Source organism: Micrococcus sp. HOU01, from assembly GCF_035609305.1.
GTDB classification, from domain to species: domain Bacteria; phylum Actinomycetota; class Actinomycetes; order Actinomycetales; family Micrococcaceae; genus Micrococcus; species Micrococcus luteus.
The window spans coordinates 825430-846558 of sequence record NZ_CP141211.1 but is presented as its reverse complement, the minus strand read 5'-3'; the positions used below and the strand labels follow the sequence as shown (position 1 = coordinate 846558).

Annotated in this window: 27 protein-coding genes and 1 pseudogene; all 28 read right to left on the bottom strand. The window is 68.3% G+C overall.

Annotation, left to right across the window (positions count from 1 at the left end; all coding sequences use genetic code 11):
* Positions 1-22 precede the first annotated feature (22 nt).
* The 28 genes and pseudogenes from secY to SOY78_RS03850 all read right to left on the bottom strand — a co-directional run bounded on the left by secY (position 23) and on the right by SOY78_RS03850 (position 21075).
* Positions 23-1330 carry a preprotein translocase subunit SecY gene (gene secY / locus SOY78_RS03985; RefSeq protein WP_036317778.1) on the bottom strand — a complete coding sequence of 436 codons (1308 nt, stop codon included), beginning with the start codon at positions 1328-1330 and terminating at the stop codon, positions 23-25.
* A 165-nt stretch (positions 1331-1495) separates the two neighbouring features.
* Positions 1496-1948, bottom strand: a complete 453-nt coding sequence (gene rplO / locus SOY78_RS03980; protein WP_036317776.1) for a 50S ribosomal protein L15 — start codon at positions 1946-1948, stop codon at positions 1496-1498.
* Complete coding sequence (rpmD, locus tag SOY78_RS03975) at positions 1941-2165, bottom strand: 50S ribosomal protein L30 (RefSeq protein WP_002857502.1); 225 nt, start codon at positions 2163-2165, stop codon at positions 1941-1943. Before rpmD ends, rplO begins: the two co-directional genes overlap by 8 nt.
* 3 nt (positions 2166-2168) lie before the next feature.
* Positions 2169-2918 carry a 30S ribosomal protein S5 gene (gene rpsE, locus SOY78_RS03970; protein WP_002857500.1) on the bottom strand — a complete coding sequence of 250 codons (750 nt, stop codon included), beginning with the start codon at positions 2916-2918 and terminating at the stop codon, positions 2169-2171.
* Positions 2915-3289 carry a 50S ribosomal protein L18 gene (gene rplR / locus SOY78_RS03965; protein WP_002857498.1) on the bottom strand — a complete coding sequence of 125 codons (375 nt, stop codon included), beginning with the start codon at positions 3287-3289 and terminating at the stop codon, positions 2915-2917. The genes rpsE and rplR overlap by 4 nt, the downstream gene beginning before the upstream one ends.
* Complete coding sequence (gene rplF / locus SOY78_RS03960) at positions 3289-3822, bottom strand: 50S ribosomal protein L6 (RefSeq protein ID WP_036381545.1); 534 nt, start codon at positions 3820-3822, stop codon at positions 3289-3291. Before rplF ends, rplR begins: the two co-directional genes overlap by 1 nt.
* 30 nt (positions 3823-3852) lie before the next feature.
* Positions 3853-4251 carry a 30S ribosomal protein S8 gene (rpsH, locus tag SOY78_RS03955; protein ID WP_002857494.1) on the bottom strand — a complete coding sequence of 133 codons (399 nt, stop codon included), beginning with the start codon at positions 4249-4251 and terminating at the stop codon, positions 3853-3855.
* 73 nt (positions 4252-4324) lie between these two features.
* A complete protein-coding gene (rplE, locus tag SOY78_RS03950) occupies positions 4325-4900 on the bottom strand; it encodes a 50S ribosomal protein L5 (RefSeq protein ID WP_036317773.1) in 576 nt (191 codons plus the stop codon).
* Positions 4900-5241, bottom strand: coding sequence for a 50S ribosomal protein L24 (gene rplX / locus SOY78_RS03945; RefSeq protein ID WP_036317770.1), 342 nt, complete (start codon positions 5239-5241; stop codon positions 4900-4902). The genes rplE and rplX overlap by 1 nt, the downstream gene beginning before the upstream one ends.
* 4 nt (positions 5242-5245) lie before the next feature.
* Positions 5246-5614 carry a 50S ribosomal protein L14 gene (gene rplN / locus SOY78_RS03940; RefSeq protein WP_002857487.1) on the bottom strand — a complete coding sequence of 123 codons (369 nt, stop codon included), beginning with the start codon at positions 5612-5614 and terminating at the stop codon, positions 5246-5248.
* A 342-nt stretch (positions 5615-5956) separates the two neighbouring features.
* Positions 5957-6238 (bottom strand): 30S ribosomal protein S17, encoded by a 282-nt coding sequence (gene rpsQ / locus SOY78_RS03935; protein WP_036317768.1) that lies wholly within the window; start codon positions 6236-6238, stop codon positions 5957-5959.
* Entirely contained in the window at positions 6235-6504 is a 270-nt protein-coding gene (gene rpmC, locus SOY78_RS03930) for a 50S ribosomal protein L29 (RefSeq protein ID WP_036317766.1), read from the bottom strand. Before rpmC ends, rpsQ begins: the two co-directional genes overlap by 4 nt.
* Before the next feature lie 4 nt (positions 6505-6508).
* Positions 6509-6925 carry a 50S ribosomal protein L16 gene (rplP, locus tag SOY78_RS03925; protein ID WP_036317764.1) on the bottom strand — a complete coding sequence of 139 codons (417 nt, stop codon included), beginning with the start codon at positions 6923-6925 and terminating at the stop codon, positions 6509-6511.
* Positions 6925-7743, bottom strand: coding sequence for a 30S ribosomal protein S3 (gene rpsC, locus SOY78_RS03920; RefSeq protein ID WP_002857479.1), 819 nt, complete (start codon positions 7741-7743; stop codon positions 6925-6927). The genes rplP and rpsC overlap by 1 nt, the downstream gene beginning before the upstream one ends.
* Positions 7744-7745: 2 nt before the next feature.
* Positions 7746-8111: a 50S ribosomal protein L22 gene (gene rplV / locus SOY78_RS03915; protein ID WP_017487837.1), complete on the bottom strand. Its 366-nt coding sequence runs from the start codon at positions 8109-8111 to the stop codon at positions 7746-7748.
* 51 nt (positions 8112-8162) lie between these two features.
* Positions 8163-8444, bottom strand: coding sequence for a 30S ribosomal protein S19 (rpsS, locus tag SOY78_RS03910; RefSeq protein WP_002857475.1), 282 nt, complete (start codon positions 8442-8444; stop codon positions 8163-8165).
* Between the two features lie 15 nt (positions 8445-8459).
* Positions 8460-9299: a 50S ribosomal protein L2 gene (rplB, locus tag SOY78_RS03905; RefSeq protein WP_324701826.1), complete on the bottom strand. Its 840-nt coding sequence runs from the start codon at positions 9297-9299 to the stop codon at positions 8460-8462.
* 37 nt (positions 9300-9336) lie between these two features.
* Entirely contained in the window at positions 9337-9642 is a 306-nt protein-coding gene (gene rplW / locus SOY78_RS03900; protein WP_002857471.1) for a 50S ribosomal protein L23, read from the bottom strand.
* Entirely contained in the window at positions 9639-10274 is a 636-nt protein-coding gene (rplD, locus tag SOY78_RS03895; RefSeq protein ID WP_041103272.1) for a 50S ribosomal protein L4, read from the bottom strand. The genes rplW and rplD overlap by 4 nt, the downstream gene beginning before the upstream one ends.
* A gap of 4 nt (positions 10275-10278) precedes the next feature.
* A complete protein-coding gene (gene rplC, locus SOY78_RS03890) occupies positions 10279-10929 on the bottom strand; it encodes a 50S ribosomal protein L3 (RefSeq protein WP_036317759.1) in 651 nt (216 codons plus the stop codon).
* A 20-nt stretch (positions 10930-10949) separates the two neighbouring features.
* A complete protein-coding gene (rpsJ, locus tag SOY78_RS03885) occupies positions 10950-11258 on the bottom strand; it encodes a 30S ribosomal protein S10 (protein ID WP_002857463.1) in 309 nt (102 codons plus the stop codon).
* 326 nt (positions 11259-11584) lie between these two features.
* Positions 11585-12052, bottom strand: coding sequence for a DUF3817 domain-containing protein (locus tag SOY78_RS03880; protein WP_324701825.1), 468 nt, complete (start codon positions 12050-12052; stop codon positions 11585-11587).
* Complete coding sequence (locus SOY78_RS03875) at positions 12049-12189, bottom strand: hypothetical protein (RefSeq protein WP_181743465.1); 141 nt, start codon at positions 12187-12189, stop codon at positions 12049-12051. The genes SOY78_RS03880 and SOY78_RS03875 overlap by 4 nt, the downstream gene beginning before the upstream one ends.
* 128 nt (positions 12190-12317) lie before the next feature.
* A pseudogene (gene tuf, locus SOY78_RS03870) lies at positions 12318-13509 on the bottom strand (elongation factor Tu).
* Positions 13510-13790: 281 nt separating this feature from the next.
* Positions 13791-15905, bottom strand: a complete 2115-nt coding sequence (gene fusA, locus SOY78_RS03865; protein WP_036381535.1) for an elongation factor G — start codon at positions 15903-15905, stop codon at positions 13791-13793.
* A gap of 118 nt (positions 15906-16023) precedes the next feature.
* A complete protein-coding gene (gene rpsG / locus SOY78_RS03860; protein ID WP_010080379.1) occupies positions 16024-16494 on the bottom strand; it encodes a 30S ribosomal protein S7 in 471 nt (156 codons plus the stop codon).
* Positions 16494-16868: a 30S ribosomal protein S12 gene (gene rpsL, locus SOY78_RS03855; protein WP_002854787.1), complete on the bottom strand. Its 375-nt coding sequence runs from the start codon at positions 16866-16868 to the stop codon at positions 16494-16496. The genes rpsG and rpsL overlap by 1 nt, the downstream gene beginning before the upstream one ends.
* Positions 16869-17178: 310 nt before the next feature.
* On the bottom strand, positions 17179-21075 hold the full coding sequence (locus SOY78_RS03850; RefSeq protein ID WP_324701824.1) for a DNA-directed RNA polymerase subunit beta': 3897 nt from the start codon (positions 21073-21075) through the stop codon (positions 17179-17181).
* Positions 21076-21129 lie beyond the last annotated feature (54 nt).

Here is a 21129-nt window from a genome sequence, read left to right as displayed (position 1 = left end):
CGTTGCGGGATCGGGTCGGGGCTCAGCGCAGCAGGCCCTCGTAGTGGCGCTGCTCCATCTGTGCGCTGACCTGCTTCACGGTCTGGAGGCCGACGCCCACCATGATGAGGATGGACGTGCCGCCGAGCGGGAAGTTCTGGCTGGTGCCGATCACCGCGAAGGCGATCAGCGGGATCATGGCCACGATACCGAGGTAGAGGGCGCCCACGAGCGTGATGCGGCTGATGACGTACTGCAGGTAACGCTCGGTGGGCCGGCCGGCGCGGACGCCGGGGATGAAGCCGCCGTAGCGCTTCATGTTGTCCGAGATCTCCACCGGGTTGAACGTGATGGACACGTAGAAGTACGTGAAGCCGATGATGAGCAGGAAGTACAGGGCCATGTACACCGGGTGGTCGCCGGGGCCGAAGTACCGGCTCAGCCACGTGATCCACGGGGCCGGCGCACTGCCGTCCTGCGGCGTGTTGAACTGGATGAGGATGCTCGGGAGCATCAGCACGGAGGAGGCGAAGATGACCGGGATGACGTTGGCCATGTTCACCTTGACCGGGATGTAGGTGCTCGACCCGCCCACGGTCCGCGAGCCGATCTGCCGCTTGGCGTACTGGACCGGGATCCGGCGCTGCGACTCCTCCACGAAGACGATGGCCAGCATGGTGAGCAGGCCGATCCCCATGACGATCGCGAACACGCGCCAGCCCTGCGTCTGGACCACCTGGCCGAGGCCGGCCGGGAAGCCCGCCGCGATGGAGGTGAAGATCAGCAGGGACATGCCGTTGCCCACGCCGTTCTCGGTGATCCGCTCGCCGAACCACATGACGATGAGACAGCCGGTGGTCAGGGCGATGACCACGAGCAGCACCGTGAGGATGGAGCCGTCGCGCAGCAGCGGCAGGCTGCATCCGAGCAGGGCCCCGGTGCGGGCCAGCGAGGCCATCGTGGTCGCCTGCAGCAGGGCGAGGGCGAGGGTCAGGTAGCGGGTGTACTGCGTCAGCGTCGCCTGGCCCTGCGGGCCCTCCTGGTGGAGCTGCTCGAAGCGCGGGATCACCACGCGCAGCAGCTGCACGATGATCGACGCCGTGATGTAGGGCATGATGCCGAGCGCGAAGACGGACACCTGCAGGAGCGCCCCGCCCGAGAACATGTTCACGAAGGAGTACAGGCCGCCCTGGGCGTTGCCCGCCGCGAGACACTGCTGCACCGCCGGGTAGTCCACCCCGGGGGCCGGTACGAAGGCGCCCATCCGGTAGACGGCGATGAGCGCGAGCGTGAAGGCGATCTTCCGCAACAGGTCAGGCGTCCGGACGATCCGGGCGATGGCCTTGAGCACGAGTCCTCCTGCGGTGGTCCTGTGGGGCGCGCGCCGGCCGCGGGGCGGGGCACGAGACGGCGGCCACACCGGGGCGGCCGCTGTGCGAGTCTACACGGACGGACCGAGGGCCCTGGTCCGGAGCGGCTTCTCCGGGCCAGGGCCCTCGGTGGATGGGTCGGCGTGTCAGAGGGTCTCGGTGGACCCGCCGGCGGCCTGGATCTTCTCCACGGCGGACGAGGAGAAGGCGTTCGCCTTCACCTGCACGGCCGAGGTGATCTCCCCCGTGCCCAGCACCTTCACGGGCTGACCGCGACGGACGAGGCCCTTGGACACGAGCGCGTCCACGGTGACCTCACCGCCCTCGGGGAAGTGCGCGGAGAGCTTGTCCAGGTTCACGACCTGGTACTCCGTGCGGAACGGGTTCTTGAAGCCGCGGAGCTTCGGCAGACGCATCTGCAGGGGCAGCTGGCCGCCCTCGAAGCCCGCACGGACCTGGTAACGGGCCTTGGTGCCCTTGGTGCCGCGACCGGCGGTCTTGCCCTTCGACGCCTCACCGCGACCCACACGGGTCTTGGCGGTCTTGGCACCGGGGGCCGGACGCAGGTCGTGGACCTTGATGGCGTCGTTGTCAGCCATTGTTGACCTCCTCCACGGACACCAGGTGCGGCACGGTGTTGACCATGCCGACCGTCACCGCGTCGGCCTTGCGGGTGACCTGGTGGCCGATCCGCTTCAGGCCCAGCGAGCGCAGGGTGTCCCGATGGTTCTGCTTGGAGCCCGTGACGCCGCGGGTCTGGGTGATGACCAGGGTGGCGTCCGAGGGCTGGATGTTCTTGCGGGTGGGCTCAAACACGGCTCACGCACCTGCCTTCGCGCTCTTCTGGGCGCGATCGTTCTCCATGGTGCGCAGCATCGCATGGGGGGCGATCTCGTCCAGGGCCTTGCCGCGGCGGGCGGCGACGGCCTGGGGCTCTTCCAGCTTCTTGAGGGCGTCCACGGTGCCGCGCACGATGTTGATCGCGTTCACGGAGCCCATGGACTTGGACAGCACGTCGTGGATGCCGGCGCACTCGAGCACGGCGCGCACCGGACCGCCGGCGATCACGCCGGTACCCGGGGAGGCCGGGCGGAGCAGCACGACGCCGGCGGCGTCTTCACCCTGCACCAGGTGCGGGATGGTGGAGCCGACGCGGGGGACGCGGAAGAAGGACTTCTTGGCCTCCTCCACGGCCTTCTGGATCGCGGCGGGGACCTCCTTCGCCTTGCCGTAGCCGACGCCGACGGTGCCGTCGCCGTCACCCACCACCACGAGGGCGGTGAAGGAGAAGCGGCGGCCGCCCTTGACGACCTTGGAGACGCGGTTGATGCCCACGACGCGCTCGAGGAACTGGTCCTTCTCGTCGTCCTGGGCGCCACGACGGTTGCGGTCGTCGCGACGGCCGCCACGACGATCGCCGTCACGGCCACCGCGGCCGCCGTCGCGACCGCCGCGGCCACCGGTGGCGCGCTCGGTGGTCTGGCTCGCCGAGCCCGACCCGGTCTCGGAGACGGTGGTCTCGGTGCTCTCGGTCACCTGAGTGTCCTTCTGGTTGATGTTCTCGGTCACAGCTGCAGCCCACCCTCTCGCGCACCGTCGGCCACGGCCGCGACGCGCCCGTGGTACTTGTTGCCGCCGCGGTCGAAGACCACGGCCTCGATGCCGGCCGCCTTGGCACGCTCGGCGACGAGCTCGCCCACGCGCTTGGCCTTGGCCGTCTTGTCGCCCTCGAGCGCACGCACGTCGGCCTCCATGGTGGAGGCGTACGCGAGCGTGCGGCTCTGCGTGTCGTCCACGACCTGCACGAACATGTGCCGTGCAGAGCGGTTGACGACGAGGCGGGGACGGACGGTGGTGCCGGAGATCCGCTTGCGCACCCGGAGGTGGCGGCGGGTGCGGGCGTTGAACTTGCCCTTGCCCTTCACCTTCAGAGTAGACATCACTTACCTGCCTTTCCGGCCTTGCGGCGGATCTGCTCGCCCGCGTAGCGCACGCCCTTGCCCTTGTACGGGTCGGGGCGGCGCAGCTTGCGGATGTTGGCGGCGGTCTCGCCGACCTGCTGCTTGTCGATACCGGCGACGGTGACCTTGTTGCCCTCCACCGTGAAGGTGATGCCCTGGGGCGCCTTCACCGGGACGGGGTGGGAGTAGCCCAGGGCGAACTCGAGGTCCTGGCCCTTGGCCTGCACGCGGTAGCCGGTGCCGACGACCTCGAGCTGCTTGGAGAAGCCGTTGGTCACGCCCTCGACCATGTTGCTGATCAGGGTGCGGGTCAGACCGTGCAGGGAGCGGGACTCACGCTCGTCGTCGGGGCGGGCCACGGTGACCTGCCCCTCCTCGAGGGTGGCCGTGATGGGCGTGGGCAGCGAGTGCTCGAGCTGGCCCTTGGGGCCCTTCACGGAGACGCGGTCGCCGTCGATGGTCACATCGACGCCGGCGGGGATGGTGATCGGGAGACGTCCGATTCGAGACATGTCAGTTCAGCCTTTCTTCCGTCTTGCCCGTCACCAGACGTAGGCGAGGACTTCTCCGCCCACGCCCTTCTTGGCGGCCTGCTGGTTCGTGAGGAGACCAGAGGAGGTGGACAGGATGGCGATGCCGAGGCCGCCCAGCACGTGGGGCAGGTTCGTGGACTTCGCGTACACGCGCAGGCCTGGCTTGGAGATGCGGCGCAGGCCGGCGATCGCACGCTCACGCTGCGGGCCGAACTTCAGGTCGATGGTCAGCTTCTTGCCGACCTCGGCCTCCTCCTCGCGCCAGTCCTGGATGTAGCCCTCGGCCTTGAGGATCTCGGCGACGCGAGTCTTCAGCTTCGAGGACGGCATGGACACGGTGTCGTGGTAGGCCGAGTTTGCGTTGCGCAGACGGGTCAGCATGTCTGCGACGGGATCGGTCATGGTCATGTGGGCTTCACGCCCTTTCTCGCCGTGGTTTCCGCCACCGGTTCACCGGTGGCGGACCTGTGGCGTGGAGGTCTTACTGGTCGGTCTTGAACGGGAAGCCCAGCGCCTTGAGCAGCGCGCGGCCCTCGTCGTCGTTCTTGGCGGTCGTCACCACGGTGATGTCCATGCCGCGCACGCGGTCGATCTTGTCCTGATCGATCTCGTGGAACACGGTCTGCTCGGACAGGCCGAAGGTGTAGTTGCCGTTGCCGTCGAACTGGCGGTCGGACAGGCCGCGGAAGTCACGGATGCGCGGCAGCGCGAGCGTGACCAGGCGGTCCAGGAACTCCCACATGCGGTCGCCACGGAGCGTGGCGTGCGTGCCGATGGGCATGCCCTCACGCAGCTTGAACTGCGCGATGGACTTGCGGGCCTTGGTGATCATCGGCTTCTGGCCGGTGATGGCGGTGAGGTCGGCGACCGCGCCGTCGATGATCTTGGAGTCCTTGGCGGCCTCGCCGACGCCCATGTTGACGACGACCTTCACGAGACCCGGCACCTGCATGACGTTCCCGTACTGGAACTGCTCCTGCAGGGCGCCGCGGATCTCGTCGCGGTACTTGGTCTTCAGACGCGGGGTGACCTTCTCGGTCTGCTGCACCTCGGTCATCACAGCTCCTTCCCCGAGGCCTTGGCGAAGCGGACCTTCACGGTCTTGCTCACGCCGTCCTTCTCGACGGTCTCGAAGCGGTAGCCCACACGGGTCGGCTTCTTGGTCTCCGGGTCCACCACGGCCACGTTCGAGATGTGGATCGGGGCCTCGACGACCTGCAGGCCGCCCTCGGTGGAACCGTTGTTGTCCTGGCCGGCGCGCAGGTGCTTGGTCACGCGGTTCACGCCCTCGACGAGCACGCGCTCATCCGCCGGGAACACGCGCAGGACCTTGCCCTGCTTGCCCTTGTCCTTGCCACTGATGACCTGGACGAGGTCGTCCTTCTTGATCTTGGCCATGAGGTCAGATCACCTCCGGGGCGAGCGACACGATCTTCATGAACTTCTTGTCACGCAGCTCGCGACCCACGGGGCCGAAGATGCGCGTGCCACGGGGCTCGCCGTCGGTCTTCAGGATGACCGCCGCGTTCTCGTCGAACTTGATGTACGAGCCGTCGGGACGGCGGGACTGCTTGCGGGTGCGGACCACCACGGCCTTGACGACGTCGCCCTTCTTGACGTTGCCGCCGGGGATGGCGTCCTTCACGGTGGCGACGATGGTGTCGCCGATGCCTGCGTAGCGGCGTCCGGAACCGCCGAGAACACGGATGGTCAGGATTTCCTTCGCACCGGTGTTGTCGGCGACCTTGAGCCGCGACTCCTGCTGGATCACTTGTCTCTCCTAGCGTCGCGCCGGTTCTCCCCCACGATGGGCGAGCCTTGCGGAACGGTTGAACGGGCATCCCGGGACGCTTACCCCTCCCCCGAGGCGGGCCGCCCGCCGTCGTCCCCCGGCGACGCGTGTTCAGACAGCGTCGGGGAGGTCGAGAGCGGAGGGGCGCGCAGGGCAGGGCCGAGGCGGATCCGGGATCGGCGTGCGCGGCCCTCGGCACGCAGGATGGATGGTCCTGCCAACGAGAGGGCGCACGAATATCAGAGTCTAACGCACAAGGCCGCCCCGTGCCAGTGCACGGGGCGGCCCTCTGCGTCGCCGGCCCTCAGGGGGCCGGGTCGATCACTTGGCGCGCTCGACGATCTCCACCAGACGCCACCGCTTGGAGGCGGACAGCGGGCGGGTCTCGGCGAGGCGGACGCGGTCGCCCACGCCGGCGGTGTTGTCCTCGTCGTGCGCCTTCACGCGCTTCGAGGTCTTCAGCACCTTGCCGTAGAGCGAGTGCTTCTTGCGGTCCTCGACCTCGACGACGATGGTCTTGTCCATCTTGTCGGAGACGACGATGCCACGGAGGGCCTTGCGGTAGCCGCGCTCCTCGGAGACGGCCGGGGTCTGCTCGGTCACTTGGCAGCCTCCTCGTTCTTCTCGGCCTGCGCCTCGGCGGCGACATCGCCGCGGATGCCCAGCTCGCGCTCGCGCAGGATCGTGTAGATGCGCGCGATGTCACGCTTGACGGCCTTCAGCCGGCTGGCGTTGTCCAGCTGACCGGTGGCGGCCTGGAAGCGCAGGTTGAACAGCTCCTCCTTGGAGGACTTCAGGGCCTCCAGCAGGCGGGCGTTGTCCATCCCGTCCAGGGACTCGACGTTCAGATCCTTGGTGCCGATCGCCATGGGATCACTCACCACCCTCTCGACGGATGATACGGGCCTTCAGCGGCAGCTTGTGGATGGCCAGGCGGAGCGCCTCGCGGGCGACGTCCTCCGTGACACCCGACAGCTCGAAGAGCACGCGTCCGGGCTTGACGTTGGCGACCCACCACTCCGGCGAGCCCTTGCCGGAGCCCATGCGGGTCTCGGCGGGCTTCTTGGTGAGCGGGCGGTCCGGGTAGATGTTGATCCAGACCTTGCCGCCACGCTTGATGTAGCGGGTCATGGCGATACGGGCGGCCTCGATCTGACGGTTGGTCACATAGGCCGGCGTGAGCGCCTGGATGCCCCACTCGCCGAACGTCACGGTGGTGCCGCCCTTGGCGGCGCCGGAACGCTTGGGGTGGTGCTGCTTGCGGTGCTTGACGCGACGGGGGATCAGCATCAGGCATTGCCTCCTTCAGCGGGAGCGGCGGCCGGGGTCTCGGCGCCAGCGCCGGCGTTCTCCTGGCGGGGAGCACGCTCGGCGCGATCGTTGCGACGACGACGCTCGCCGCCGCCACGGCGCTCGCCGCCACGGCCACGGCCGGAGGGCTGCGCGGCCTCCTTGGCCGCGAGCTCCTTGGCGGTCAGGTCGCCCTTGTAGATCCAGACCTTCACGCCGATGCGGCCGAAGGTGGTCTTGGCCTCGAACTTGCCGAAGTCGATGTTCGCGCGGAGGGTGTGCAGCGGCACGCGACCCTCACGGTAGAACTCCGAGCGGCTCATCTCGGCGCCGCCGAGGCGGCCGGAGCACTGGATGCGGATGCCCTGCGCGCCGGCGCGCATGGCGGACTGGATCGCCTTCTTCATCGCGCGGCGGAACGCCACGCGGGAGGCGAGCTGCTCGGCCACACCCTGCGCCACCAGCTGGGCATCGGTCTCGGGGTTCTTGACCTCGAGGATGTTCAGCTGGATCTGCTTGCCGGTGAGCTTCTCGAGCTCACCGCGGATGCGGTCGGCCTCGGCGCCGCGGCGGCCGATCACGATGCCCGGACGCGCGGTGTGGATGTCCACGCGCACGCGGTCACGGGTGCGCTCGATCTCCACCTTGGAGATGCCGGCGCGCTCCATGCCGGTGGTCATCAGCTCGCGGATCTTGACGTCCTCCTTGAGGAAGTCAGCGTAGCGCTGGCCCTCCTTGTGGGAGTCCGCGAACCAGTGCGAGACGTGGTCGGTCGTGATGCCGAGGCGGAACCCGTTGGGGTTGATCTTCTGGCCCATTGTCAGTTCCCACCCTTCTCGTCCTTGGACGCGACGACCACGGTCACGTGGCTCGTGCGCTTGTTGATGCGGTACGCGCGGCCCTGAGCACGGGGCTGGAACCGCTTCATGGTCGGGCCCTCGTCCACGAAGGCCTCGGTGATGTAGAGGGCGTCCTCGTCGAAGGCCTGGCCCTCGCGGTCCGCCTTGACGCGGGCGTTCGCCACCGCGGAGGCCACCAGCTTGTACACCGGCTCCGAAGCGCCCTGCTGGGCGAACTTCAGGATGGCCAGTGCTTCGGTGGCCTGCTTGCCACGGACCAGGTCGACGACGCGCCGGGCCTTCATCGGCGTCACGCGCAGGTGGCGCGCAATTGCCTTGGCTTCCATTGCTTCTCTCTTTCGATTCTCGAGAAGGTCAAGCGTGCTGTGCCCTCAGGCTCAGCGGCGCTTGCCCTTCTTGTCGTCCTTCACGTGGCCGCGGTAGGTCCGGGTCGGGGCGAACTCGCCCAGCTTGTGACCCACCATGGACTCGGTGACGAACACCGGGACGTGCTTGCGTCCGTCGTGGACCGCGATGGTGTGACCCAGCATGTCCGGGATGATCATCGACCGGCGGGACCAGGTCTTGATGACGTTCTTGCTGCCCTTCTCGTTCTCGGCCAGAACCTTCAGGTAGAGGTGCTGATCGACGAAGGGGCCCTTCTTCAGGCTGCGAGGCATGTCTTCCCTGCTCCCTTATCGCTTGTTCTTGCCGGTACGACGGCGACGCACGATGAGCTTGTCGCTTTCCTTGTTCGGACGACGCGTGCGGCCCTCGGGCTTGCCGTTCCGGTTGACGGGGTGACGACCGCCGGAGGTCTTGCCCTCGCCACCGCCGTGCGGGTGGTCGACCGGGTTCATGACGACGCCGCGGACGGTCGGGCGGACGCCCTTCCAGCGCATGCGGCCGGCCTTGCCCCAGTTGATGTTCGACTGCTCGGCGTTGCCGACCTCGCCGATCGTGGCGCGGCAGCGCACGTCGACGTTGCGGATCTCGCCGGAGGGCAGGCGCAGCTGGGCGTACTTGCCCTCGCGGGCGACCAGCTGCACGGACGCGCCGGCGGAGCGGGCCATCTTGGCGCCGCCGCCGGGGCGCAGCTCCACCGCGTGGATGGTGGTGCCCACGGGGATGTTGCGCATCGGCAGGTTGTTGCCGGGCTTGATGTCGGCATTCGGGCCGGCCTTGATCACGTCGCCCTGCTTCAGCTTGGCCGGGGCCAGGATGTAGCGCTTCGCGCCGTCCGCGTAGTGCAGCAGCGCGATGCGGGCGGTGCGGTTCGGGTCGTACTCGATGTGCGCGACGGTGGCGGGCACGCCGTCCTTGTCGTGGCGACGGAAGTCGACCAGGCGGTACTGGCGCTTGTGGCCGCCGCCCTTGTGACGGGTGGTGATGCGACCGGTGTTGTTGCGGCCGCCGGTCTTGTGCAGCGGACGGAGAAGGGACTTCTCCGGCGTGGACCGGGTGATCTCTGCGAAGTCGGCCACGGACGAGCCACGCAGGCCCGGGGTGGTCGGCTTGTACTTACGGATAGCCATGTGTCAGTTCCTCGATTAAGTGGTCTCCGCACGCCGATCAGGCGAGCGGACCTCCGAAGATGTCGATGGTCCCGTCCTTGAGCGTGACGATGGCACGCTTGGTGGACTTGCGCTGGCCCCACCCGAAGCGGGTGCGACGGCGCTTGCCGGAACGGTTCAGGGTGTTGACCGAGGCCACGTCGACGTTGAAGATGCGCTCCACCGCCTGCTTGATCTCGGACTTGTTGGAGCGCGGGTCGACCAGGAAGGTGTACTTGCCCTCGTCGATCAGACCGTAGCTCTTCTCCGACACGACGGGAGCGATGATCACGTCGCGGGGATCCTTGTTGATGGAGCCGCTCACTGGGCATCCTCCTTCTTGGCGCCGGAAGCCTGGGCCACGTACGCCTCGTAGGCCGCCTGGGTGAACACGACGTCGTCGGAGACGAGCACGTCGTAGGTGTTCAGCTGGTCGGCGTACAGGGTGTGGACCGCGGGCAGGTTGCGGGCGGACAGGGCGGCGACGTCGTCGGCCCGGTCGATCACCAGCAGCACGTTCTTGCGGCCGGTGTTCAGGGACGCGAGGCCCGCCTTGGCGGCCTTGGTGGACGGGGTGGTCCCGGACACGAGGGCCTCGATGACGTGGACGCGGCCGTTGCGGGCGCGGTCCGACAGGGCACCGCGCAGGGCGGCGGCCTTCATCTTCTTGGGGGTGCGCTGCGAGTAGTCACGCGGGGTCGGGCCGTGGACGACGCCACCACCGGTCATGTGCGGGGCGCGGATGGAGCCCTGACGTGCGCGGCCGGTGCCCTTCTGCTTGAACGGCTTGCGACCGGCACCGGACACCTCGCCGCGGCGCTTCGTCTTGTGCGTGCCCTGACGGGCGGCGGCGAGCTGGGCGACGACGACCTGGTGCATGAGCGGCACGTTGGACTGCACGTCGAAGAGCTCGGCGGGCAGATCGACCTGGACGGTCTTCACGGAGTTCTCAGCCATGGTCTCAGGCTCCCTTCACGGCGCTGCGGACGAGCACGACCTGGCCCTTGGAGCCGGGCACCGCGCCCTTGATCAGCAGGAGGTTGTTCTCCACGTCGATGCCGTGGAGGGTCAGGTTCATGGTGGTCTGGCGCACGGCGCCCATGCGACCGGGCATGCGCTGGCCCTTGAACACGCGGCCGGGGGTGGACGCGCCGCCCACGGAGCCGGGCTTGCGGTGGTTCTTGTGCTGGCCGTGCGAGGCGCCCACACCGGCGAAGCCGTGGCGCTTCATGGCGCCGGCGAAGCCCTTGCCCTTGGTGGTGCCCACGACGTCGACCTTCTGGCCGGCCTCGAAGACCTCCACGGTCACGTCCTGGCCGAGCGAGTACTCGGCGGCGTCGGCGGTGCGCAGCTCGACGAGGTGGCGACGCGGGGTCACGCCGGCCTTCTCGAAGTGACCGGCCAGGGGCTTGGTCACGCGGCGGGGATCGATCTGGCCGTAGGCGATCTGCACGGCGGTGTAGCCGTCGGTCTCCTCGGAGCGCAGTTGGGTGACGACGTTCGGGTCTGCCTTGACCACGGTCACGGGGATGAGCTTGTTGTCCTCATCCCAGACCTGGGTCATGCCGAGCTTCGTGCCCAGCAGGCCCTTGATGTTCTGGGTGTTGGTCATAGTCTCTCAGCACCTCCCTCTCAGAGCTTGATCTCGATGTTGACGTCCGCGGGCAGGTCCAGTCGCATGAGCGAGTCGACGGCCTTCGGGGTCGGGTCGATGATGTCGATGAGCCGCTTGTGGGTGCGCATCTCGAAATGCTCGCGGCTGTCCTTGTACTTGTGGGGAGAACGGATAACGCAGTACACGTTCTTCTCCGTCGGCAGCGGCACGGGGCCCACCACCGTCGCGCCTGCGCGCGTGACCGTGTCAACGATCTTGCGGGCCGAGACGTCGATGACCTCGTGGTCGTACGACTTCAGCCGGATGCGGATCTTCTGTCCCGCCATGGCGTCACGCCTCTCTCGTCGGGTGTGCTGTTCCTGTCCCTGTGCGGCGGATCGGGTCCGCCTTCTTGTCCTCCACCCGCGCGGGGCGAATCCGGTCGGACCGGGTTCCTCGCCGCCGCCGGACTCCGGTCCACGCGGTCGGGCGTGTCGCATTCCTGGGAGGGCACACGCCTGCGGTGGGTCGGAGTGGTGACGTCACATCTGGGCCGAGCTGCCGCCGCGAGACACACGACGACAGCGCAATGGCGCTTGAGCAACCGAATCAGTATAGACAGAACCGGGCCCGGTCCGCCAATCGGCGGGCCGGGCCCGGCGGCCCCCGGGGCTCAGCGGCCCCACTGGGTGGGCGGGCCGGCGTTGAGCAGCAGGGTGAAGACGACGGCGACCACGGCGACCGCCAGGAGCGCGCTGACCACCGGATGGCGCAGCACCACGACGAGGAGTTGTTCGAGGGGCCGCCGCTCCCCCGGCGCACGGTCCACGACCTGCCACCGCGACGCCGGCTCGCCGCGCCGCCGCTGGACCCGCTCGAACGGGACCGTCATGAACGGGACGATCGTCGAACCGAGGCCGAGGAGTCCGCGGGCCACGGGCCACCGCCCGTCGATCCACACGGCGACCGTCACCACGAGATAGCAGAGGAACACGAAGCCGTGGACGCCGCCGGCGATCGGCACCACCCGCTCCGTGACTCCGCCGTACTTGAGGCCCATGGCGATCAGCAGACCGGCCCAGGTGAACATCTCGGCCATCGCCGTGACGGCGAACAGGCGGCGCGGGCCGGGCAGGCTCATCGCTCCAGCTCCCCGCCGCGGTTCGCGCGCCGGATGCGCCGGGCACGGTCGATCTCGGGACGGAAGGTCCGCAGCGCCCAGCGCACGGCCACGACGACCACGGCGAGCACCACGATGAGGATGAGCAGTTCAGGCATGCTCCCCAGCCTAGCGGCCGCGGCCGCGCCGTCGTCGGACACGGCGACGCCCCCGCCTCCGGGAGACCCGGAGACGGGGGCGTCGCGCGTCGGCGGCTCAACGGAGCCACGAGACGGGATGCGTCAGATCACTTGGTGATCTTGGTGACGCGGCCGGAGCCCACGGTGCGGCCACCCTCGCGGATGGCGAAGCCGAGGCCCTCCTCCATGGCGATCGGCTGGATGAGCTCGACCGACATCTCGGTGGTGTCGCCGGGCATGACCATCTCGGTGCCCTCGGGCAGCGTGATGACGCCGGTGACGTCGGTGGTGCGGAAGTAGAACTGCGGGCGGTAGTTCGAGTAGAACGGGTTGTGACGGCCACCCTCGTCCTTGGACAGGATGTAGACGTTCGCCTCGAAGTTGGTGTGCGGGGTGATGGAGCCCGGCTCCACCACGACCTGGCCGCGCTCGACGTCGTCGCGCTTCAGGCCGCGCAGCAGCAGACCGCAGTTCTCGCCGGCCCAGGCCTCGTCGAGCTGCTTGTGGAACATCTCGATGCCGGTGACGGTGGTCTTCTGCACGTCGCGGATGCCCACGATCTCGACCTCGGAGTTGATGGCGAGGGTGCCGCGCTCGGCGCGACCGGTCACCACGGTGCCACGGCCGGTGATGGTGAAGACGTCCTCGATCGGCATCAGGAACGGCTTGTCCTTGTCGCGCACCGGGTCCGGGATGTACTCGTCCACGGCATCCATGAGGTCCTCGACGGACTTGACCCACTGAGGGTCGCCCTCGAGGGCCTTCAGACCGGAGGTGCGGATGACCGGGGCCTCGTCGCCGTCGAACTCCTGGGAGGACAGCAGCTCGCGGACCTCCATCTCGACGAGCTCGAGGAGCTCCTCGTCCTCGACCATGTCCGACTTGTTCAGGGCCACGAGCAGGGCCTGGCACGCCGACCTGGCGGGCCAGGAGCACGTGCTCACGGGTCTGGGCCATCGGGCCGTCGGTGGCGGCGACCACGAGGATCGCGCCGTCCATCTGAGCGGCGCCGGTGATCATGTTCTTGATGTAGTCGGCGTGGCCGGGGGCGTCCACGTGGGCGTAGTGACGCTTCTCGGTCTGGTACTCCACGTGGGAGATGTTGATGGTGATGCCGCGCTGACGCTCCTCGGGGGCGGAGTCGATCGTCGCGAAGTCACGGGCCTCGTTCAGGTCCGGGTACTTGTCGTACAGGACCTTCGAGATGGCGGCGGTCAGCGTGGTCTTGCCGTGGTCAACGTGGCCGATGGTGCCGATGTTGACGTGCGGCTTCGTCCGCTCGAACTTTGCCTTTGCCACTAGTTCCTCCTAAGAACTGGTTCATCGTCAAGAAGACTGCTCAGCCGCCTGCGACGTGCTGACAACTTGACTGAGTCTACTCGGATGGTGCGGGGTTGGGGAAATCCCGGCCTCACGAGGGCCAGTCCGGTTCCAGGCCGTCGGGACCGCCGGAAGCGGACCGGACCTGACCCGTCCTGATCGCGGACCGCCGCGCCGGGGAGGGCGGTCCGGTCGCCCCGGGCCGGCCGCGGCTGCGGCGGCCGACCCGGGGCAGGTTGTTCAGAGCAGGTGACCTGCGGTCACTCGCCCTGGGACTTCTGGATGATCTCGTCCGCCACGGCCTTGGGGACCTCGGCGTAGGAGTGGAAGGTCATCGAGTACACCGCGCGGCCCTGCGTCTTGGAGCGCAGGTCGCCGATGTAGCCGAACATCTCCGACAGCGGCACGAGGGCGTTGACCACCTTCACACCGGTGGCGTCCTCCATGGACTGGATCTGGCCACGGCGGGAGTTCAGGTCGCCGATGACGTCGCCCATGAACTCCTCGGGGGTGCGGACCTCCACGGCCATCAGCGGCTCGAGGATGATCGGGTTGGCCTTGCGGACACCCTCCTTGAAGGCCTGGGATCCGGCGATCTTGAACGCCATCTCCGAGGAGTCGACGTCGTGGTACGCGCCGTCGAGCAGGGTGGCCTTCACGCCGACCATCGGGTAGCCGGCCAGCACGCCGAACTGCATGGCGTCCTGGATGCCCGCGTCCACCGAGGGGATGTACTCGCGGGGCACGCGACCGCCGGTGACGGCGTTCTCGAACTCGTAGACCTCGCCCTCGGCGGTGTCCAGGGGCTCGAAGGACAGCTGCACCTTGGCGAACTGGCCGGAGCCGCCGGTCTGCTTCTTGTGCGTGTAGTCGACCTTGTCGACCTTGCGCTTGATGGTCTCGCGGTACGCGACCTGGGGCTTGCCCACGTTGGCCTCGACCTTGAACTCGCGCTTCATGCGGTCCACGAACACGTCCAGGTGGAGCTCGCCCATGCCGCCGATCTCGGTCTGGCCGGTCTCCTCGTTGAGGTTCACGCGGAACGTGGGGTCCTCGGCGACGAGCTTCTGGATGGCGGTGGAGAGCTTCTCCTGGTCACCCTTGGTCTTCGGCTCGATGGCCACGGAGATCACGGGCTCCGGGAAGGTCATCGACTCGAGGATGATCGGGTTCGCGGGATCGCACAGGGTGTCGCCCGTGGTGGTGTCCTTGAGACCGATCACGGCGTAGATGTGGCCGGCGACCACCTCGTCCACCGGGTTCTCCTTGTTGGCGTGCATCTGGAACAGCTTGCCGATGCGCTCCTTCTTGCCCTTGGTGGCGTTGAGGATCTGCGCACCGGACTCCAGACGGCCGGAGTACACGCGGATGAAGGTCAGCGTGCCGAAGAAGGGGTGCGTGGCGATCTTGAAGGCGAGCGCCGAGAACGGGGCCTCCTTCGACGCCTCGCGCTCCAGCACCTCCTCCTCGTCGTTCACGGCGTGGCCCTTGACGGAGCCGGCGTCCAGCGGGTTCGGCAGGTAGGCGACCACGGCGTCCAGCATCGGCTGCACGCCACGGTTCTTGAACGCGGAGCCGCAGAACACCGGGTAGGCCTCGGCGTTCACGGTCAGCTGGCGCACGCCGGCCTGGATCTCCTCGACGGTGAGCTCCTCGCCCTCGAGGTACTTCTCCATGAGCTCCTCGGAGGTCTCGGCGACGGCCTCGACGAGCTCGTTGCGGTACTCCTCGGCCTTCTCCTGGAGCTCGGCGGGGATCTCGCGGGTCTCGTAGGAGGCGCCCATGGTGACGTCGCCCTTGGCGTCGCCCGGCCACACGAAGGCCTTCATGGAGAGCAGGTCGACGACGCCCACGAAGTCGTTCTCGGCGCCGATCGGCAGCTGCATCACGAGCGGACGCGCGCCGAGGCGCTTCACGATCGTGTCGACGGTGAAGTAGAAGTCCGCGCCCAGCTTGTCCATCTTGTTGACGAAGCAGATGCGCGGGACGTTGTACTTGTCCGCCTGGCGCCACACGGTCTCCGACTGGGGCTCCACGCCCTCCTTGCCGTCGAACACGGCGACGGCGCCGTCGAGCACGCGCAGCGAGCGCTCCACCTCGACCGTGAAGTCCACGTGGCCGGGGGTGTCGATGATGTTGATCTGGTGGTCGTTCCAGAAGCAGGTCACCGCGGCGGAGGTGATGGTGATGCCGCGCTCCTTCTCCTGCTCCATCCAGTCCGTCGTCGCGCCGCCGTCGTGGGTCTCGCCCAGCTTGTGGTTGACACCCGTGTAGAACAGGATGCGCTCGGTGGTGGTGGTCTTGCCGGCATCGATGTGGGCCATGATGCCGATGTTGCGGACCTTGTGCAGGTCGGTCAGCACGTCCTGTGCCACGGTGTCTCCCTTGGTCGGGTGGAATGGGGGGGCTCGTGAGGTGGATGCGGTGGGTGGCCCGTCCGAGAGGACGCACCTGCGGCCCGAGGCGCGGATCGCGCGCCCCGGGCCACACGGATCACCAGCGGTAGTGGGCGAAGGCCTTGTTGGCCTCGGCCATCTTGTGGGTGTCCTCGCGACGCTTCACGGCGCCGCCCAGGCCGTTCGAGGCGTCCAGGATCTCGTTCATCAGACGCTCGGTCATGGTCTTCTCACGGCGGGCCTTGGAGAAGCCGACCAGCCAGCGCAGGGCCAGGGCCGTGGAGCGGCCCGGCTTGACCTCGACGGGCACCTGGTAGGTGGCGCCGCCGACGCGGCGGGAGCGCACCTCGAGGGCCGGCTTGATGTTGTCCATGGCCTTCTTGAGGGTGGCCACGGGATCGGCGCCGTTCTTGGCACGGGCGCCCTCGAGCGCGCCGTACACGATGCGCTCGGCGGTGGACTTCTTGCCGTCGACGAGCACCTTGTTGATCAGCTGCGTGACCAGCGGGGAGCCGTAGACGGGATCGACGACGAGGGGGCGCTTCGGCGCAGGACCCTTACGAGGCATTACTTCTTCTCCTTCTTGGCGCCGTAGCGGGAGCGGGCCTGGCCGCGGTTCTTCACGCCCTGGGTGTCGAGGGCGCCGCGCACGATCTTGTAGCGCACGCCGGGCAGGTCCTTCACACGACCGCCGCGGACGAGCACGATCGAGTGCTCCTGCAGGTTGTGGCCCTCGCCGGGGATGTAGGCGGTGACCTCGATGCCGCCGTTCAGGCGCACACGGGCGACCTTGCGCAGCGCCGAGTTCGGCTTCTTGGGCGTGGTGGTGTACACACGGGTGCACACGCCACGACGCATGGGGTTCCCCTGCAGGGCAGGGGCCTTCGTATTGACGACCTTGGGTGAGCGGCCCTTGCGGACCAGCTGCTGAATCGTAGGCACTCTTCAGCCTTCCTGTGTTTCGGTGATCGCTGACGTGATCGACCGGCGCCCGGGGCGCCGGCTGCTCGTTCCTCTGCTCTGCCTCTCCCTGTGGGGGCTCGCAACGAGCAGACGTCCGCAGGCGTGCAAAAGTGTGGCATCTGCCGCGCAATGACCCCGCGACCCGGACAGCGTCCAATTTGCCACACGAAAAACAATCCTTGACAGCATAGCACGCCCCGGCGCCGTCGACGAGCCGGCCCCGCACGCCAAGGGGCCCGCCGCTCCCCCGCGTGAGCGGCGGAACGGCGGGCCCCCTGGGGGACGGGGATCAGGCGCGGAAGTCGCCCCCGCGGTCGTAGTTGTCCAACGAGACGGCGTGGAAGTCGTTCTCGCCGAGCGACTGGTCCAGGCCCGGGTAGTCGAAGTCCGCGAAGCCGGCCGGCGAGGCGAACAGGTTGGCCTTCGCCTCCTCCGTCGGCTCCACGACGGTCTTCGTGTAGCGGTCCAGGCCCGTGCCGGCCGGGATCAGCTTGCCGATGATCACGTTCTCCTTCAGGCCCAGCAGCGGGTCGGACTTGCCCTCCATGGCCGCCTGCGTCAGGACGCGGGTCGTCTCCTGGAAGGACGCGGCCGACAGCCACGAGTCCGTGGCCAGCGAGGCCTTCGTGATGCCCATCAGCTCGTCGCGGCCGGAGGCCGGCTGGCGGCCCTCAGCGACGGCGGCACGGTTGGCGGCCACGAAGCGCGCCCGGTCCGTGAGCTCGCCCGGCAGCAGGTCGGTGTCACCGGACTCGATGACGGTGATGCGACGCAGCATCTGCCGGACGATGACCTCCACGTGCTTGTCGTGGATGCCCACGCCCTGGGACTGGTACACGTTCTGCACCTCGTCCACGAGGAACCGCTGCGCGGCCCGCGGGCCGAGCACGCGCAGAACCTGCTTCGGGTCCACGGCGCCGGCCACGAGCTGCGTGCCCACCGGCACGTGCTCGCCGTCGGCCACGAGGATGCGCGCACGGCGCAGCACCGGGTAGGCGATCTCCTCGGAGCCGTCGTCCGGCGTGAGCAGCAGGCGCACGGACGTCTCGGTGTCCTCGATGGTCACGCGGCCGGCGACCTCGGAGATCGGGGCCACGCCCTTCGGGGTGCGGGCCTCGAAGAGCTCCTGGATGCGGGGCAGACCCTGCGTGATGTCGTCGGCCGAGGCCACACCGCCGGTGTGGAACGTGCGCATGGTGAGCTGGGTGCCCGGCTCACCGATCGACTGGGCCGCGATGATGCCGACGGCCTCGCCGATGTCCACCAGCTGGCCGGTGGCCATGGAGCGGCCGTAGCACTTCGCGCAGGTGCCCACGGCGGACTCGCAGGTCAGGACCGAGCGGACCTTGATCTCCGTGACGCCGGCGGCCACCAGCTCGCCGATCAGCACGTCGCCCACGTCCGCACCGGCCGAGGCCAGCACCGTGCCGTCCTCGCCCGTGACGTCCTGGGCCAGCGTGCGGGCGAAGGCCGAGTTCTCGACCTGCTCGTGGGCCACCAGCTCGCCGTCGGCGTTCGGGGCGGCGATCGTGACGGACAGGCCGCGCTCGGTGCCGCAGTCGTCCTCGCGGACGATGACGTCCTGGGACACATCGACGAGACGACGGGTCAGGTAGCCCGAGTTCGCGGTCTTCAGCGCGGTGTCCGCGAGGCCCTTGCGGGCGCCGTGGGTGGCGGAGAAGTACTCGAGCACGGACAGGCCCTCGCGGTACGAGGACTTGATCGGACGCGGGATGATCTCACCCTTCGGGTTGGCCACGAGGCCGCGGATGCCCGCGATCTGGCGCACCTGGAGCCAGTTGCCTCGCGCACCGGAGGACACCATGCGGTTGATGGTGTTGAGCTCCGGCAGGCCGTCCTTCATGGCCGCGGCGACCTCGTCGGTGGCCTTGTTCCAGATGTCGATCAGCTCGGAGCGACGCTCGTCGTCCGCGATCAGGCCCTTGTCGTACTGCTGCTGCACGCGCTGGGCCTGCTCCTCGTAGCCCTCCATGATGGCGGCCTTGTCGAAGTCGGAGGTGATGTCCGAGATCGCCACGGTCACACCCGACCAGGTGCCCCAGTGGAAGCCGGCGTCCTTGAGGTTGTCCAGCGTCTGCGCGGTGACGACCATCGGGTAGCGCTCGGCCAGGTTGTTGACCAGCTGGCCGAGGGTGCCCTTGGTCGCCTGCTTGTCCAGCCACGGGTAGTCGTCCGGCAGCAGCTCGTTGAACAGCACCTTGCCCAGGGTGGTCTCGATGAGGGCGATCTCGCCCTCGGACCAGCCCTCGGGGGCCGGCACGGCCGCCGACGGCACGAAGCCCTCGACACCGATCCGTGCGGGCGCGTTCAGGTGCAGGTCGCCGCCGTCGAACGCCATGATGGCCTCGCCGACGGTCGCGTACAGGTTGCCCGCGCCGACCTCGTCCGGACGCACCGTGGTGAGGTGGTTCAGGCCGATGATCATGTCCTGGGCCGGCACGGCGACCGCGCGGCCGTCCGAGGGCTTCAGGATGTTGTGGCTCGAGAGCATGAGCAGGCGCGCCTCGGCCTGGGCCTCCGGCGACAGGGGCAGGTGGACCGCCATCTGGTCGCCGTCGAAGTCCGCGTTGAACGCGGAGCAGACCAGCGGGTGCAGCTGCAGGGCCTTGCCCTCCACGAGCTGCGGCTCGAAGGCCTGGATGCCCAGACGGTGCAGGGTGGGGGCGCGGTTCAGCAGGACCGGGTGCTCGGTGATGACCTCCTCGAGCACGTCCCAGACCTGCGGACGGAAGCGCTCCACCATGCGCTTGGCGGACTTGATGTTCTGCGCGTGGTTCAGGTCCACGAGACGCTTCATCACGAACGGCTTGAACAGCTCCAGCGCCATCTGCTTCGGCAGGCCGCACTGGTGCAGCTTGAGCTGGGGACCCACCACGATGACCGAGCGGCCCGAGTAGTCCACGCGCTTGCCGAGCAGGTTCTGACGGAACCGGCCCTGCTTGCCCTTGAGCATGTCGGAGAGCGACTTGAGCGGGCGGTTGCCCGGGCCGGTCACCGGCCGGCCGCGGCGGCCGTTGTCGAACAGCGAGTCCACGGCCTCCTGCAGCATGCGCTTCTCGTTGTTGACGATGATCTCGGGCGCGCCGAGGTCGAGCAGCCGCTTCAGGCGGTTGTTACGGTTGATCACGCGACGGTACAGGTCGTTGAGGTCGGAGGTCGCGAAGCGGCCGCCGTCCAGCTGCACCATCGGACGCAGCTCCGGCGGGATCACCGGGACGGCGTCCAGGACCATGCCCTCGGGCGAGTTGTCCGTGGTCAGGAACGCGTTGACGACCTTCAGGCGCTTCAGGGCGCGGGTCTTGCGCTGGCCCTTGCCCGTCTTGATGGTCTCACGCAGCATCTCGGACTCGGCCTCGAGGTCGAAGGTCTGCAGGCGACGCTGGATCGCCTCCGCGCCCATCGAGCCCTCGAAGTACTGGCCGTACTTGTCCCGCATGGCGCGGTACAGACCCTCGTCGCCCTCGAGGTCGGCGACCTTGAGGTTCTTGAAGCGGTCCCAGACCTGCTCCTTGCGGTCCAGCTCCGCGTCCGCGCGCTTGCGGATCTGCGCCATGGTCTTGTCCGCGGCGTCGCGGGCCTTCTTCTTCTCGGCGGCCTTGGCGCCCTCGGACTCCAGCTTGGCCAGGTCCTTCTCGAGGTCGGCGGCCACCGCGGCGATGTCGGAGTCACGCTGGTCGGCCAGGACACGGGTCTCCTGGTCGTACTCGGCCTGGAGGTTGGCCAGGTCGCGGTGCCGGGCCTCCTCGTCCACCGAGGTGATCATGTACGCCGCGAAGTAGATGACCTTCTCGAGGTCCTTCGGCGCCAGGTCCAGCAGGTAGCCCAGGCGCGAGGGCACGCCCTTGAAGTACCAGATGTGGGTGACCGGCGCAGCCAGCTCGATGTGGCCCATGCGGTCGCGGCGCACCTTCGAGCGGGTCACCTCGACGCCGCAGCGCTCGCAGATGATGCCCTTGAAGCGCACGCGCTTGTACTTGCCGCACGCGCACTCCCAGTCACGGGTGGGGCCGAAGATCTTCTCGCAGAAGAGTCCGTCCTTCTCCGGCTTCAGGGTGCGGTAGTTGATGGTCTCCGGCTTCTTGACCTCGCCGTAGGACCAGCGGCGGATGTCCTCCGCCGTGGCCAGGCCGATGCGCATCAGGCCGAAAGAGTTGTCAGTGGACATGCTGTTCACGCTCATGCTCCGGTGAACTCCCTTGGTTCAGTGGTTCTCAGGTGA

Coding starts and splice junctions, on each gene's coding strand:
- rplO (WP_036317776.1), bottom strand. CDS start 1,948: ATGGCTGACAACGACGCCATCAAGGTCCACGACCTGCGTCCGGCCCCC.
- rplR (WP_002857498.1), bottom strand. CDS start 3,289: ATGTCTACTCTGAAGGTGAAGGGCAAGGGCAAGTTCAACGCCCGCACC.
- rplF (WP_036381545.1), bottom strand. CDS start 3,822: ATGTCTCGAATCGGACGTCTCCCGATCACCATCCCCGCCGGCGTCGAT.
- rpsH (WP_002857494.1), bottom strand. CDS start 4,251: ATGACCATGACCGATCCCGTCGCAGACATGCTGACCCGTCTGCGCAAC.
- rplE (WP_036317773.1), bottom strand. CDS start 4,900: ATGACCGAGGTGCAGCAGACCGAGAAGGTCACCCCGCGTCTGAAGACC.
- rplX (WP_036317770.1), bottom strand. CDS start 5,241: ATGGCCAAGATCAAGAAGGACGACCTCGTCCAGGTCATCAGTGGCAAG.
- rpmC (WP_036317766.1), bottom strand. CDS start 6,504: ATGGCGATCGGCACCAAGGATCTGAACGTCGAGTCCCTGGACGGGATG.
- rplP (WP_036317764.1), bottom strand. CDS start 6,925: ATGCTGATCCCCCGTCGCGTCAAGCACCGCAAGCAGCACCACCCCAAG.
- rpsC (WP_002857479.1), bottom strand. CDS start 7,743: ATGGGCCAGAAGATCAACCCCAACGGGTTCCGCCTCGGCATCACGACC.
- rplV (WP_017487837.1), bottom strand. CDS start 8,111: ATGGAAGCCAAGGCAATTGCGCGCCACCTGCGCGTGACGCCGATGAAG.
- rpsS (WP_002857475.1), bottom strand. CDS start 8,444: ATGCCTCGCAGCCTGAAGAAGGGCCCCTTCGTCGATCAGCACCTCTAC.
- rplB (WP_324701826.1), bottom strand. CDS start 9,299: ATGGCTATCCGTAAGTACAAGCCGACCACCCCGGGCCTGCGTGGCTCG.
- rplD (WP_041103272.1), bottom strand. CDS start 10,274: ATGGCTGAGAACTCCGTGAAGACCGTCCAGGTCGATCTGCCCGCCGAG.
- rplC (WP_036317759.1), bottom strand. CDS start 10,929: ATGACCAACACCCAGAACATCAAGGGCCTGCTGGGCACGAAGCTCGGC.
- rpsJ (WP_002857463.1), bottom strand. CDS start 11,258: ATGGCGGGACAGAAGATCCGCATCCGGCTGAAGTCGTACGACCACGAG.
- SOY78_RS03880 (WP_324701825.1), bottom strand. CDS start 12,052: ATGAGCCTGCCCGGCCCGCGCCGCCTGTTCGCCGTCACGGCGATGGCC.
- SOY78_RS03875 (WP_181743465.1), bottom strand. CDS start 12,189: ATGCCTGAACTGCTCATCCTCATCGTGGTGCTCGCCGTGGTCGTCGTG.
- rpsG (WP_010080379.1), bottom strand. CDS start 16,494: ATGCCTCGTAAGGGTCCTGCGCCGAAGCGCCCCCTCGTCGTCGATCCC.
- SOY78_RS03850 (WP_324701824.1), bottom strand. CDS start 21,075: ATGTCCACTGACAACTCTTTCGGCCTGATGCGCATCGGCCTGGCCACG.